Source organism: Curtobacterium sp. NPDC090217 (assembly GCF_044746705.1).
GTDB lineage: Bacteria > Actinomycetota > Actinomycetes > Actinomycetales > Microbacteriaceae > Curtobacterium.
In genome coordinates, this window is sequence record NZ_JBIVCR010000002.1 from 340,756 (window position 1) to 354,472 (window position 13,717).

Sequence of the window (13,717 nt, forward strand, 5' to 3'; positions counted from 1 at the left end):
GACGTGGTGCGAACGGGCCGGCCGTACGCCGGGTTCTGTCCCGCCTCGCAGCGGTGACGGCCATCTCTCTCGGACCGACGTTGCCGTCGGCCTCCAGCGGTCTACCCGAGGACTCGGCGAGCAGCCTCGACGTCCTCTGTCTGACCTTGCTCCGGGCGAGGTTTACCGAGCGAGTCCGGTCACCCGGACCCCTGGTGGTCTCTTACACCACCGTTTCACCCTTACCGACGTCGCCGCCGGCGGTCTGCTTTCTGTGGCACTGTCTCGCGGATTGCTCCGGGTGGGTGTTACCCACCGCCCTGCTCTGTGGAGCCCGGACGTTCCTCGGCACTCCCGGGGGAGTGACGCGACCGTCTCACCGACCCGTTCGCAGTGCCGAGTCTACCGGTGCCGAGTGGTCGCGACACGCCGCGTGCGGGCGTCGAGCGGTCCTGAACTGTCGCTCCCAGACTCGCCGGACGACGGTTCGTGACCACTCAGCGAAGCGTCAACGGCGTGTTGCGACCGCTCGACGGCACACTCGCGCCGGGCGCTACTTCGAGTTGAACGCCAGGGTCGCGGCACCGATGATGCCGGCGTTGTTGCGGAGCGTCGCGGGGATGATGTCCGCCTGCAGGTCGAGGAGCGGCAGGAACTCGTCGTACTGCTTCGACACGCCGCCACCGACCACGAAGAGCTCGGGCGAGAGCAGGGCCTCGAGCCGCGAGTAGTACTTCTGCAGACGCTTCGCCCAGTGCTTCCAGGAGAGGTCGTCCCGCTCCTTCGCCGCGAACGAGGCCTTCGTCTCGTAGTCGACCCCATCGATCTCCAGGTGGCCGAGCTCCGCGTTCACGATGAGCACGCCGTCGTTGATGAGCGCGGTGCCGATGCCCGTGCCGAGCGTCGTCATGATGACGAGGCCGTCCCGACCCTTGGCGGCGCCGAACTGCTGCTCGGCGAACCCGGCGGCGTCGGCATCGTTGACGAAGTGGATGGAGCGGCCGAGTTCCTTCTCGAAGAGCGCCTCGGCCTCGAAGCCGATCCACTTCTTCGACACGTTCGCCGCGGACATGGTCTTGCCGTCGCGGACGATGGCGGGGAAGCACACCCCCACGGGGACGTCCTGGTCCGGGCCGAGCTCGTCGAGGATCTCGACGACGACGGACACGATGTCGTGCGGCTTCCCGCCCTCCGGGGTGGCCTTCTTGATCCGGTCGGTCGTCAGTTCACCGGTCGTCGTGTCGACGATCGCGCCCTTGATGCCCGTACCGCCGATGTCGACGCCGACTGCGAGTGAGGTCATGAGGAGCGGTTGCCTTTCAGGAGACGGTGAGGAGCTCGGCGCCACGTTCTGTGACGACGAGGGTCTGTTCGAACTGTGCGGTCCAGGACTTGTCGCGGGTGCTGACGGTCCAGTCGTCGGCCCAGATGTCCGCTTCGATGCCGCCGAGCGTGAGCATCGGCTCGATGGTGAACACCATGCCGGTCTCGATGACGGTGTCGTACTGGGGCGCGTCGTAGTGGGGGATGATCAGGCCGGAGTGGAACGCCCGGCCGACCCCGTGCCCGGTGTAGTCGCGGACGACGCCGTAGCCGAAGCGCTTCGCGTACGACTCGATGGCGCGGCCGATGACGTTCACCTGCCGACCCGGGGCGACGGCCTTGATGCCGCGTTCCATCGCGATCCGCGTGCGTTCGACCAGGTCCGCGACCTCTGGCGCTGCCTGCCCGACGACGAACGTGCGGTTCGTGTCGCCGTGCATACCGTCCTTGTACGCGGTGATGTCGATGTTCACGATGTCGCCGTCCTGCAGGACCGTGTCGTCCGGGATGCCGTGGCAGATGACCTCGTTGACCGACGAGCACAGCGACTTCGGGTAGCCCCGGTAGCCGAGCGTCGAGGGGTAGGCACCGTGCGCGACGACGTACTCGTGCCCGATGCGGTCGAGCTCGTCGGTGGTGACACCTGGGCGGATCGCGGCGGCCACCGCGTCGATCGCCCGGGACGCGATGCGCCCGGCGGTGCGGATCAGCTCGATCTCGGACGCGGAGTACGTGTCGCCGAGCCCGTGCTCGTGGGGCTCGACCCTGCCGACGTACTCGGGGCGTTCGATGTCCTTCGGGACGGGCCGCTGGGGGGAGATGCGGCCGGCGGTCAGGTGTCCGTGTTCGTCCCGGGGCATGCGGACCACTCTAGCCGCGGCGGACGACGACCCGTGCCGCCCGTGCCGCGGACGGCGAGGGTACGTTTGGCGGCATGAGCGACGAGCGCATCGAGTCCCAGTGGTGGTTCAACGACAAGACCCACGCGGTCGAGCAGGGACCGCAGTCCCCGCAGCGCGACCGGATCGGCCCGTTCGAGACCCGCGAAGCGGCCGAACACGCGCTGGAGCGCATCAAGGCCAACAACGAGAAGTGGGACGACGAGGACGCGTGACGCGTCGCACCCCGGCGCAGACACCGCACCCCGTCACGACGGGGCGCGTTGTGCGCAGCGGGGCGCGATCCGGACGTGATCGCTGACGGACGGGAAGCACGGTCAGGGGCGGTACGTGATCGGCAGCCGCCGGTCACGACCGAACGCCATGCCGGAGATCTTCGGACCGATGGCGCCCTGTCGGCGCTTCCATTCGGACCGATCGACCAGGCGGGTGACCTCGGCCAAGGTGGCCGCGTCGAACCCACGCGCCACGATGTCCGCCGCGCCCTGCGCCTGCGTGACGTAGAGGTCGAGGATCGCGTCCAGGACCTCGTACGGCGGCAGCGAGTCCTGGTCCTCTTGCCCGTCGCGGAGCTCGGCCGACGGCGGCTTCGTGATCGAGTTCTCCGGGATCGGTTCGGTCTCGCCACGTGACGCGGCGACCGCGTTCCGCCAGCGGGCGAGCTCCCACACCATCGTCTTCGCGACGTCCTTGATCGGGGCGAACCCGCCGACCGAGTCGCCGTAGATGGTGGAGTACCCGACGGCGAGCTCGGTCTTGTTGCCCGTCGTCAGCACGAGGTGCCCGTCGAGGTTCGACAGCCCCATCAGGATGAGCGCACGGACCCGGGCCTGGATGTTCTCCGCCGCGAGCCCGGTGAGGGCGAGCTGCTCGTCGAAGGGTGCGACGAGGTCGGCGATCGGCTCCGTGCGGTACTGCAGGCCGAGCCGGCCGGCGACGTCGTCCGCGTCCGACCTCGAGTGGTCAGACGACCACCGCGACGGCATCGAGACGCCGAAGACGTTCGACGGGCCGATGGCGTCCACGGCGATGGCGGCGCACACCGCCGAGTCGATGCCGCCGGAGAGCCCGAGGACCACCGAGCGGAACCCGTTCTTCTGCACGTAGTCCCGGGTGCCGAGCACGAGCGCGTCCCAGATCGCGGCGGTGTCGTCCAGTGGTGCCGCGATGTCCAGGGGCAGCGCCGGGCGCCCGGGGAGCTCGCCGGGCGTCGTGTTCGGCGTGTCCAGGACGATGCGCTGGACGTGGTCGGTCTCGACGGGGTCCGTGGCGGGTGCCGGGTCGATGTCGACGACGAGCAGGTGCGGCTCGAACTGCGGGGCCCTGGCGAGGATCGTGCCCTGCTCGTCCACCACGACGGAGTCGCCGTCGAAGACCAGGTCGTCCTGGCCGCCGACGATGTTCACGTACGCGACGATCGTGTCGGATTCGGTCGCACGACGGGTCACGAGCGGGAGCCGGACCTCGTCCTTGTCCGCGACCCACGGCGACGCGTTCACGACGAGCAGCAGCCCGGCGTCGGCGTCGAGCACCCGCGCGACCGGGCCGCCGTCGCGCCAGAGGTCCTCGCAGATGATGATCGCCACGTCGACGTCCGCGATCCTGGCCACGAGCAGGTCGTCACCGGGGATGAACACCCGGTACTCGTCGAACACCGAGTAGTTCGGCAGGTGGTACTTCGCGGTGGTGGCGACGACGCGTCCGTGCTGCAGGACGCTCGCGCAGTTCTTCGCGATCGCGGTCGGGGCCGTGCTGACGTCGACGGCCCGCGGCTCGAACGGCCCGTCCGGGTGCCCGACGACGACGGCGACGTCACCGAGTCCCTCGTCCGCGAGCCGTGCGGCGAGCGTGACCACCGCGGCACGCGCGGCCCGCAGGAACGACGGACGTGACGCGAGGTCCTCGATCGGGTAGCCGGAGATCGCCATCTCGCCGACCGCGACGAGGTCGGCACCCCGTGCAGCTGCGGAGCGGACGGCGTCGACGATCCCGGCGGTGTTCCGGGCGAACGCGCCCACCACCGGGTTCGTCTGGGCGAGTGCCAAGCGGAGACGGGGCATGACCACTAGCCTATTGACCACGGTCGTCGTACGGCCGTGGTGGAACGCGGAAAGGGCGTGCATGGACAAGCAGACGGACTTCGTGCTCCGCACCATCGAGGAGCGGGGCATCAAGTTCATCCGACTCTGGTTCACGGACGTCATCGGGACCCTGAAGTCGGTGGCGATCGCCCCGGCAGAGGTCGAGGGCGCGTTCGCCGAGGGGATCGGTTTCGACGGCTCCGCGATCGAGGGCCTCAGCCGCTCCTACGAAGCCGACGTGCTCGCACACCCGGACCCCTCGACGTTCCAGATCCTGCCGTGGCGCGGGGAGATCGACCCGACCGCGCGGATGTTCTGCGACATCGCGACGCCGGACGGCCAGCCAGCCGTCGCCGACCCCCGCAACGTCCTCAAGCGCACGCTGGCGCGGGCGAGCGAGCGCGGGTTCACGTTCTACACGCACCCCGAGATCGAGTTCTACCTGCTGAAGGACCGCGACTGGAAGGACGGCGGCCCGAAGCCCGTCGACCAGGCCGGCTACTTCGACAACGTCCCCGGCGGCAGCGCCCACGACTTCCGTCGCCGCGCCGTCCGCATGCTCGAGGACCTCGGCATCTCGGTGGAGTTCAGCCACCACGAAGCGGGCCCCGGCCAGAACGAGATCGACCTCCGCTACGCCGACGCGCTGACGATGGCGGACAACATCATGACGTTCCGCACCGTGGTGAAGGAAGTCGCGATCGAGCAGGGCGTCTACGCGACGTTCATGCCGAAGCCGATCTCCGGCCAGCCCGGCTCGGGCATGCACACGCACGTGTCGCTGTTCGAGGGCGACCAGAACGCGTTCTACGAGCCCGGCGGCGAGTACCAGCTCTCCCCGACGGCGAAGCAGTTCATCGCGGGCCTGCTCAAGCACGCGCCGGAGATCACGGCGGTCACGAACCAGTTCGTGAACTCGTACAAGCGGCTCTGGGGCGGCGACGAGGCCCCCTCGTTCGTCACCTGGGGCCACAACAACCGCTCGGCCCTGGTGCGCGTCCCGCTGTACAAGCCGAACAAGGGCCAGTCGTCGCGCGTCGAGTACCGCGGCATCGACTCGGCGGCGAACCCGTACCTGGCGTACTCGCTCATCCTCGCCGCCGGGCTCAAGGGCATCGAGGAGGGCTACGAGCTCCCGGCCGAGGCCGAGGACAACGTCTGGAGCCTGACCGACTCGGAGCGCAAGGCCCTCGGGTACGCGCAGCTCCCGGCGAGCCTCGACCACGCACTGTCGCTGATGGAGGACTCCGAGCTCGTCGCCGAGACGCTGGGCGAGCAGGTGTTCAACTACGTGCTCCTCAACAAGCGGCAGGAGTGGAAGCGGTACCGCGACCAGGTCACGCCGTTCGAGCTCGACACCAACCTGGGGATGCTCTAGCAGGAGATGACCGGCAGGACGAAGACGTCGCGTTCCGAGTTGGCCCGGCTGGGCTTCGCGGAGCTCTCCGAGACGCTCGAGCGTCTGGCCGACCTGGAGGCCCGGTTCGGCTCCGACATGCGGCTGCCGGTCAGCGAGCGGCCGGGGCTCTGGGAGTCCACGGCCGACCCTGACGGCGCGCTCCGGCGCATCGAACGGCTCATGGAGGCCCACCCGGACGAGGTCAGCATCGTCCTGGCGGACGACGACGCCACCGAGCGGTTCGTCCGCCTGCTCGGGGCCTCGGTCGGCCTGGGGGACTTCTTCCAGCGCCGACCCGCCGAGCTCGCACTGCTGCTCGACCCGGTCACCGCACCGTGGTCGCAGCAGGAGTACACGGCGTCCCTGACCGAGGCGGTCGACGACGGCACGGGTGAGGACGCCCGGCTGCGGCTCCGGGTGCGCTACCGACGGCACCTGGCGCAGATCGCCCTGTTCGACGTCCTGCACCCGTCCCCGACGAGCGCGTTCCCGGCCGTCGCCGCCGGGCTCGCCGACCTCGCGGGCGCTGCGCTCGACGTCGCCGTGGACGTCGCCAGGCGAGAGGTCCCGTTCTCCGAGGCCGACGTCGCCGCCACCCCGCTCGCCGTCATCGCGATGGGCAAGGCCGGTGCGCGCGAGCTCAACTACGTCAGCGACGTCGACGTCATCTTCGTGACCGAGGCGACGGACACTGTCGACACCGACAAGGCCGTCCGGATCTCCACCCGCATCGCGATCGCCGCGACGCACGTGATCACCGACCTCGCCGTCGAGCCGGCGCTGTGGGAGGTGGACGCCAACCTCCGGCCAGAGGGCAAGGACGGCGCGCTCGTCCGCACCCTCGACTCCCACGTGGCGTACTACGAGCGCTGGGCCAGGGAGTGGGAGTTCCAGGCGCTGCTGAAGGCCCGCGCGATCGCGGGGACGCCGGACCTCGGGGAGCGCTACGTCGCTGCGGTCGCGCCGTTCGTGTGGAACTCGTCGAAGCGTCCCGGGTTCGTCGAGTCCGTGCAGCGCATGCGCGAGCGGGTGACCGACAACATCCCGGACGCCGAGGTCGACCGGCAGCTCAAGCTCGGTCCGGGGGGCCTGCGCGACGTCGAGTTCACCGTGCAGCTCCTGCAGCTGGTGCACGGGCGCGACGACGAGAGCGTCCGCGTGCGGTCGACGCTCGAGGCCATGGACGCCCTCACCGCGGCCGGGTACGTCGGACGACCGGAAGCCGCACGTTTCGGTCCCGACTACGCCCTGCTGCGGGTCCTCGAGCACCGGATCCAGCTGCGGCGGCTGCAGCGGACGCACATGATGCCCGCGGACGAGGACGAACTCCGGGTCCTCGCGCGCTCGAGCGGCGTCGCGACGTCCGCGAGCGCGCTGGAGACCCGCTGGCGCGCCGTCAAGCTCGAGGTCCGCGGCCTGCACGAGCGGCTGTTCTACCGCCCGCTGCTGTCCGCCGTGGCCGCGTCCGACGGTGACATCGTCCTGACCAACGACCAGGCGCGGGACCGCCTCGGCGCGATCGGCTTCGTCGACCCGGACGGTGCGTTGGCGCACATCCGCGCGCTCACGCCTGGCACGTCGCGTCGTGCGACCATCCAGCGGAACCTGTTGCCGGTGCTGCTCCGGTGGATGGCAGAGGGCCCGGCACCCGATCGCGCGCTCCTGGCGTTCCGCCGGTTGAGCGACACCCTGGGGGAGTCCAGCTGGTTCCTCCGCATGCTCCGCGACTCGTCAGGCGCCGCGCACAGCCTGACGACCGTCCTGTCCGAGTCCGCGTTCCTGTCCGGGCTCCTCGAGCGCTTCCCAGAGGCGGTGGCCTGGCTCGACGAACCCGAGTCGCTCCTGCAGCCGCGACCGATCGCATCCCTGCTGTCCGAGGTGCGCGCGACCACGGCGCGGCACGGCGACGACGTGGCAGCGGCGTCGTCCCTGATCCGGTCGATCCGCCGGCGCGAGACGCTGCGGCTCGGGATGGCGGCCGCGCTCGGCAGGCTCGACGTCGACCAGCTCGGGCCCGCACTCAGCGACATCACCGAGGCGACGCTGACCGGCGCGCTCGACCTGGCACGACGCGACGCTCCGGACGACCTGGAGTTCGGCATCATCGCGATGGGACGGTACGGCGGGCGCGAACTCGGGTTCGGGTCGGACGCCGACGTCCTCTACGTCTACCGCGCGCCCGAGGGCACGGGCGAGACCGCCTCCCGTGCGGCACAGGTGATCGTCCGCGAGCTCAACCGCCTCACCGACGACGCCATCTACCCGTTCGACCTCGACATCGACCTGCGTCCGGAGGGCAAGAACGGCCCGGTGGTGCGCACCCTCGAGTCCTACGGCGCCTACTACGCCCGCTGGTCGCTCACGTGGGAGGCACAGGCGCTCCTCCGTGCCAGGGGTGCCGTCGGGGACGAGCAGCTCCTCCGCGACTTCGAGCACCTCGCCGACCGCACCAGGTACCCTGAGCACATCGAGGAGCGCGAGGTCCGCGAGGTCCGTCGCATCAAGGCCCGCGTGGAGTCTGAGCGGCTGCCCCGCGGTGCGGATCCGGCGCGCCACCTGAAGCTCGGTCGCGGGTCGCTCAGCGACGTGGAGTGGTTCGTCCAGCTCCTGCAGCTCCAGTACGCGCTCTCCGTGCCGGCGCTCCGCACGACGTCGACGCTCGACGCCCTGGACGGAGCCGTCGCCGAGGGACTCGTCGCGGCGGAGGACGGAGAACGTCTCGCCGCAGCGTGGCGGTTCGCATCGAGGACCCGCAGCGCGCTCGTGCTGTGGTCGGGCAAGACCACTGACGTGCTCCCGGTCGACCGCATCCAGCTCGAGGGTGTCGCGCGGTTGATGGAGTACCCGCCGGGGTCGGCGACGCAGCTCGAAGAGGACTACCTCGGCGTCACCCGACGTGCCCGACAGGTGTTCGAGCGCGAGTTCTACGGCGCCTGACCCAGACCCGACACGCCCGGGATGTCGTTCTCGTCGCGAAGGTGACATGTCGTCGAAGGTTAATTCCTCGTGTCGCAGGTCGTCCCCCGAAATCGGACGTCCTGTACCCCTCTCAGCAACGGATGCTGCGCCGTTACCGTGCTGTGACGAAGCATGTGGAAGACCGCAGCGCGCCCCGCGGGGTCGGCCCGCGACCCGCCCGGTGACCATGCTCTGAACTGGGCTTTCACGGAGACGCGACCCGGGCCTCCCGTCTGCTCGTCCACCCCGTCGGGGTGACCGGCGGGGTGAAAGCAGTCCGCACATGTGCTGACAGCAACCGAGGGGACAGGAGGAGTGCGCCCGGCGGGGGACTTCGGTGTACCCCGTAACGTGCTCGTAACGCCCCCGGACGGGGGTCATGTTGCAGCGGTCGCCTCGGAGATGCGTCAATGGGTCTCACCCGAACCGACCCCCGATTTCCCGATGGCGCGGAATCACCACCCCGAACGTTGAAGCAGGGATCGATGTTCACCTTCATTCTGCAGATCAGGCAGATGGTCGACGGACACCCCGAGTTCTACCTCTTCGCCGTGTACTCCGCGGTGATCTGGTTGCTCTGGTTGCTCAAGGTCGTCCTGTCCGCCCGTTACCGCCCCTTCACCGGCACCTACGTCGGGACGACGAGTGTCGTCGTCCCCGTCGTGGACGAGCCACTGGACCTCTTCCGGGACGTCATCGGCCGCATGGTCGAGCAGCGCCCCGGCGAGATCATCGTCGTGATCAACGGCAAGAGGAACGAAGCGCTCGAGGAGGTCTGCGAGGAGTTCGCCCCACTCGTCCGCTGGACCCACACGCCGATCCCCGGCAAGCGCAACGCCGTCAAGGTCGGCACCGAGATGTCGAACGGGGACATCACCGTCCTCGTCGACTCCGACACGGTGTGGACCCCAGGTGCGCTCGAGGAGCTCCTCAAGCCGTTCGCCGACGAGTCCGTGGGCGGTGTCACCACCCGGCAGCGCATCCTCGAGCCGGAGCGCTCGTGGATCACCCGTTGGGCGGACTGGCTCGAGAACTCGCGTGCGCTCTACTCGATGCCCGCACAGAGCGTCCTCGGACAGATCGGCTGCCTGCCAGGCCGCACGATCGCGTTCCGCCGGAACATCCTGATGCGCGTCATGGACCGCTTCATGCACGAGAAGTTCATGGGCGTCTTCCTCGAGGTCTCGGACGACCGCACGCTGACGAACCTCACCCTCAAGGAGGGCTACCGGACCGTCTACCAGTACACGTCGCTCGTGTACACGGACGCTCCGCTGCAGGTGAAGAAGCTCTTCAAGCAGCAGCTCCGCTGGGCCCGTGGCTCGCAGTACAACACGCTGCGCATGATGCCGTGGATGCTCGGTCACGCACCCGTGCTGGCGCTGTTCTTCATCACCGACATCATCCTGCCGTTCATGCTCTTCGGCGTGATCGCCGGCTGGATCTACCGCGCGCTCACCGGTCAGGGAGAGAACCTCTACCAGGGGATCCTGCACCAGTACGGGTTCTCGACGGGATTCATCTACGTCGCGGCACTCATGGTCGTGTCCAGCGTCCTGAGCATGGCGATCCGGCAGATGCGGCACCTCGCCGAGAAGCCGAGCGACTTCTTCCGGCTGCCGATGTTCATCATCGTGTCGACGTTCTTCCTCATGCCGATCCGCCTCATCGGCTTCTTCCGGCTCGCCCACGCCAGTGGCTGGGGGACCCGTGCCGGGGCCTACGCCGGTGGACCGATGGAGACCGACCCGGCACAGCCGCAGGCCGTCGCCACCCAGACGCCGGTCAGCCCGATCGACCGTGCTGCCGGGTACACGACGGCGGACGCCGGGGCGCATGCCGCGCTGACCGACGACCAGCTGGCGGCGGACCGGGCCTTCGACGACCTCTTCGGGCCGAACGCCCGTGGACTCGACGGCCTCGACGTCACCACCAACTCGACCTCGACGGTCCTGGCGACCCGGCGCTCGGCAGCCGCCGCGGCAGCGCCTGCGGCAGCCGCGGCAGCGCCGACGGCTCCGGCCGCAGCGGCGAAGCCCACCAAGGTCCGTCGGTACAACCCCTACGCGGCGATCCCGTACTGCATCGGGATCGCGATCTTCGCCCTGGAGGCTCTCACCATTGTCTGACCTCTTCCGTTCCACCAGTTCGTGGTGGGCACCATCGAGCAAGCACGCCAAGCGCACGGCCGTGGGGACGACCGCGATCGTGGTGGCGCTCGGCCTCATCACGTGGTCGGTGTGGATCTCGCCGTCCAGCCCGGTCTCGACGGCGGTGCACCACGCCCTCGGCGTCAAGACCTCCCAAGAGAAGGCCGTCGACGCCGAGGCGCTGCAGGCCAAACTGACCGCGGCCCAGAAGCAGATCTGGAAGCTCGAGGGGCAGCTCAAGTCCTCGACCGCCCAGTCCGGCTCCCGCGGCGACCAGGTCGCGCAGCTCAAGGCGCAGATCGCCTCGCTGCAGTCCGAGCTCGGGTCCGCGAAGGCTCAGGCGGCAGCCGGGTCGAAGTCCGGTTCCGGGTCGACCGGGTCCGGCTCGTCCGGTTCGGGCTCCTCCGGCTCCTCCGGGTCCGGCACGCACAACGCCTCGACCGGCCACGGCGTCACGAACCCGAACACCGGTCCCTCGAAGGACCCGAACCCGACGACCCCGGTCGCGGTCCCGTCCAAGGCGGACATCCTGAACCAGCCGACGCGCTGGTACGGCCTCTACACCGCGCAGTCGCCCTTCAACTGGTCCGAGTACGACCAGGTGTCCCAGCAGGTCGGCAAGGCCACGAACATGGTCGGGTTCTTCCAGGGCTTCGACCAGGACTTCAACGCGAACGCCGTCCAGCGTTCGTGGGCCAACGGTCGCCTGCCGATGATGACGTGGGAGTCGGCCCCCGCGCAGACCGGCAACGACGAGAAGTACGTCGCCGGCTACACCAACCAGGACATCATCTCCGGCAAGTTCGACGCGTACCTGACCAAGTACGCCCAGGCGCTCAAGGCGAACGGGCAACCGATGGTCATCCGTCTCGACCACGAGATGAACGGCTCCTGGTACAACTGGTCCGAGGGCGACGCCCAGCAGAACGCCGCCGGTTCCTACGTGAAGATGTGGCAGCACGTGCACGACGTGTTCCAGGCCAACGGCGCGAACGACTACGTGGTGTGGAACTGGGCGCCGAGCCGCATCGACAAGCTCGGCAACGCGAAGTACCAGACGCTCGACTACATGAAGAACTACTACCCGGGCGCGGACTACGTCGACTGGGTGGGCATGTCCGGCTACTACCGCACCGCCTCGGAGACGCCGTCCTTCGCGAACACCTTCGGTGCGACCGTCGGGCAGCTCCGTCAGGTGGCACCCGGGAAGAAGATCCTCCTCAGTGAGATCGGCGCCACCGAGACCGGCACGACCGTGTCCAACGGGCAGAAGTCGAAGTGGATCACGTCCCTGTTCGACGCGCTGGCCGATCCCGCGAACGACGACATCATCGGCTTCTCGTACTTCAGCGAGACCGCCACGACCGTCGTCGACGGTGTCCGCTCGACCAACGACTGGCGACTCAACTCGCGCTCCGACAGCCTCCAGGCCTTCGTGGACGGCATCAAGCGCACCGACATCGACTTCGACCTGCAGGAGGTAACCCAGTGAGTGCTCCCAAGAAGAACGCGGACAGCCGCCCGGCCCCCGTCATCAGCGTCATCGGCACCGGCTACCTCGGCGCCACCCACGCGGCCGCCATGGCCGAGATGGGCTTCGAGACCATCGGCGTGGACGTCGACCCCGCCAAGCTCGCGGCGCTGTCCGCCGGCGAGGTCCCGTTCTACGAGCCCGGGCTGCCCGAGCTCATCACGAAGCACGTCGCGAGCGGCAAGCTCCGGTTCACGGCGGACATCGCCGAGGCCGTGGCAGCTGCCGACGTCCACTTCGTGTGCGTCGGCACCCCGCAGAAGGCCGGCTCGCACGCCGCGAACCTCGCCTACGTCGAGAGCGCCACGCGTGGCGTCGCGGAGAACCTCACCCACCCCGGCCTGATCGTCGGCAAGTCGACCGTCCCCGTCGGCACCGCAGCGCGGCTCCGTGGCATCGTCCGCGAGTTCACGCCGAGCGGGATCACCGCCGAACTCATCTGGAACCCCGAGTTCCTCCGCGAGGGCAAGGCCGTCGAGGACACGCTCCACCCGGACCGCCTGGTCTGGGGCGGCGCGTCCGCCGCGGCCGACGCCGTCATCCGCGAGGTCTACGCCGCACCGATCAGCGAGGGCACCCCGGTCATCACGACGGACCTCGCCACCGCCGAGCTCGTCAAGGTCAGCGCGAACGCGTTCCTGGCCACGAAGATCTCGTTCATCAACGCGATCTCCGAGATGTGCGCGATCACCGGTGCCGACGTCACGACGCTCGCGGACGCCCTCGGGCACGACGCCCGCATCGGTCGCAAGTTCCTGAACGCCGGGCTCGGCTTCGGGGGCGGCTGCCTGCCGAAGGACATCCGTGCGCTCATGTACCGCGCGAACGAGATCGGTGCCGGGCAGGTCGTCGGCCTCATGCAGCAGGTCGACGAGATCAACATGGGCCAGCGCCAGCGGGTCATCGACATGGCGATCGACTCCGCCGGCGGCTCGGTCCTGAACCGTCGCATCGCGGTCATCGGCGCAGCGTTCAAGCCCCTCACCGACGACGTGCGGGACTCGCCGGCGCTCAACGTCGCCGCCGCACTGCACCTCCGTGGCGCTCAGGTCACGCTGTGGGACCCCGAGGCGATGGACACGGCCAAGCGGTCGTTCCCGACGCTCAGCTACACCGCGTCGATGCCCGAGGCCCTCGAGGGTGCGGACATCGTGCTCGTGCTCACCGAGTGGGACGACATCATCGGCGCAGATCCCGCGGTGCTCGGCGAGCTCGTCGGACGCAAGGTCGTCATCGATGCGCGCAACTGCCTCCCGGTCGAGAACTGGGTCAAGGCGGGCTGGACCGTCCGTTCCCTGGGACGGCCCACTCCGATCGCGGGTGCACCCGTGAGCGTCGCCGCGGGGACGAACGACACGTTGGCCACGAGCCGCTAGTCGCCGCAGCAGACGGGGTCC

At 69.3% G+C, this 13,717-nt stretch carries 9 protein-coding genes and 1 other RNA gene; 6 read left to right on the forward strand and 4 right to left on the reverse strand.

Going from position 1 to position 13,717, the window contains the following annotated elements:
• Positions 1 to 9 precede the first annotated feature (9 nt).
• From rnpB to map, 3 genes are all read right to left on the reverse strand, one after another.
• An RNA gene (gene rnpB, locus ACIPJ2_RS09305) (RNase P RNA component class A) lies at positions 10 to 366 on the reverse strand.
• A gap of 166 nt (positions 367 to 532) precedes the next feature.
• Positions 533 to 1,282: a polyphosphate--glucose phosphotransferase gene (gene ppgK, locus ACIPJ2_RS09310; protein WP_281264368.1), complete on the reverse strand. Its 750-nt coding sequence runs from the start codon at positions 1,280 to 1,282 to the stop codon at positions 533 to 535.
• 16 nt (positions 1,283 to 1,298) lie between these two features.
• Entirely contained in the window at positions 1,299 to 2,162 is an 864-nt protein-coding gene (gene map / locus ACIPJ2_RS09315) for a type I methionyl aminopeptidase (protein ID WP_281264369.1), read from the reverse strand.
• A 74-nt stretch (positions 2,163 to 2,236) separates the two neighbouring features.
• Here map and ACIPJ2_RS09320 point away from each other — a divergent pair, with 74 nt between their 5' ends.
• Positions 2,237 to 2,416 carry an SPOR domain-containing protein gene (locus ACIPJ2_RS09320; RefSeq protein WP_281264370.1) on the forward strand — a complete coding sequence of 60 codons (180 nt, stop codon included), beginning with the start codon at positions 2,237 to 2,239 and terminating at the stop codon, positions 2,414 to 2,416.
• Between the two features lie 102 nt (positions 2,417 to 2,518).
• Here ACIPJ2_RS09320 and ACIPJ2_RS09325 read toward each other — a convergent pair whose 3' ends face one another.
• On the reverse strand, positions 2,519 to 4,261 hold the full coding sequence (locus ACIPJ2_RS09325) for an NAD+ synthase (protein WP_402728579.1): 1,743 nt from the start codon (positions 4,259 to 4,261) through the stop codon (positions 2,519 to 2,521).
• Positions 4,262 to 4,322: 61 nt separating this feature from the next.
• On the opposite strand from ACIPJ2_RS09325, the gene glnA reads away from it, so the two are divergent.
• The 5 genes from glnA (at position 4,323) to ACIPJ2_RS09350 (ending at position 13,696) form a co-directional block, all read left to right on the forward strand.
• The gene (gene glnA / locus ACIPJ2_RS09330; protein ID WP_402728580.1) at positions 4,323 to 5,660 is read left to right on the forward strand and encodes a type I glutamate--ammonia ligase; all 1,338 of its coding nucleotides are present in this window, start codon (positions 4,323 to 4,325) and stop codon (positions 5,658 to 5,660) included.
• A 6-nt stretch (positions 5,661 to 5,666) separates the two neighbouring features.
• On the forward strand, positions 5,667 to 8,618 hold the full coding sequence (locus ACIPJ2_RS09335; protein ID WP_402728581.1) for a bifunctional [glutamine synthetase] adenylyltransferase/[glutamine synthetase]-adenylyl-L-tyrosine phosphorylase: 2,952 nt from the start codon (positions 5,667 to 5,669) through the stop codon (positions 8,616 to 8,618).
• Positions 8,619 to 9,124: 506 nt separating this feature from the next.
• Positions 9,125 to 10,768, forward strand: coding sequence for a glycosyltransferase family 2 protein (locus ACIPJ2_RS09340; RefSeq protein ID WP_402728582.1), 1,644 nt, complete (start codon positions 9,125 to 9,127; stop codon positions 10,766 to 10,768).
• On the forward strand, positions 10,761 to 12,281 hold the full coding sequence (locus ACIPJ2_RS09345) for a glycosyl hydrolase (RefSeq protein WP_402728583.1): 1,521 nt from the start codon (positions 10,761 to 10,763) through the stop codon (positions 12,279 to 12,281). Before ACIPJ2_RS09340 ends, ACIPJ2_RS09345 begins: the two co-directional genes overlap by 8 nt.
• Positions 12,278 to 13,696: a UDP-glucose/GDP-mannose dehydrogenase family protein gene (locus ACIPJ2_RS09350; protein WP_281264376.1), complete on the forward strand. Its 1,419-nt coding sequence runs from the start codon at positions 12,278 to 12,280 to the stop codon at positions 13,694 to 13,696. The genes ACIPJ2_RS09345 and ACIPJ2_RS09350 overlap by 4 nt, the downstream gene beginning before the upstream one ends.
• Positions 13,697 to 13,717: the final 21 nt, after the last annotated feature.

Coding starts and splice junctions, on each gene's coding strand:
- ppgK (WP_281264368.1), bottom strand. CDS start 1,282: ATGACCTCACTCGCAGTCGGCGTCGACATCGGCGGTACGGGCATCAAG.
- map (WP_281264369.1), bottom strand. CDS start 2,162: ATGCCCCGGGACGAACACGGACACCTGACCGCCGGCCGCATCTCCCCC.
- ACIPJ2_RS09320 (WP_281264370.1), top strand. CDS start 2,237: ATGAGCGACGAGCGCATCGAGTCCCAGTGGTGGTTCAACGACAAGACC.
- ACIPJ2_RS09325 (WP_402728579.1), bottom strand. CDS start 4,261: ATGCCCCGTCTCCGCTTGGCACTCGCCCAGACGAACCCGGTGGTGGGC.
- glnA (WP_402728580.1), top strand. CDS start 4,323: ATGGACAAGCAGACGGACTTCGTGCTCCGCACCATCGAGGAGCGGGGC.
- ACIPJ2_RS09335 (WP_402728581.1), top strand. CDS start 5,667: ATGACCGGCAGGACGAAGACGTCGCGTTCCGAGTTGGCCCGGCTGGGC.
- ACIPJ2_RS09340 (WP_402728582.1), top strand. CDS start 9,125: ATGTTCACCTTCATTCTGCAGATCAGGCAGATGGTCGACGGACACCCC.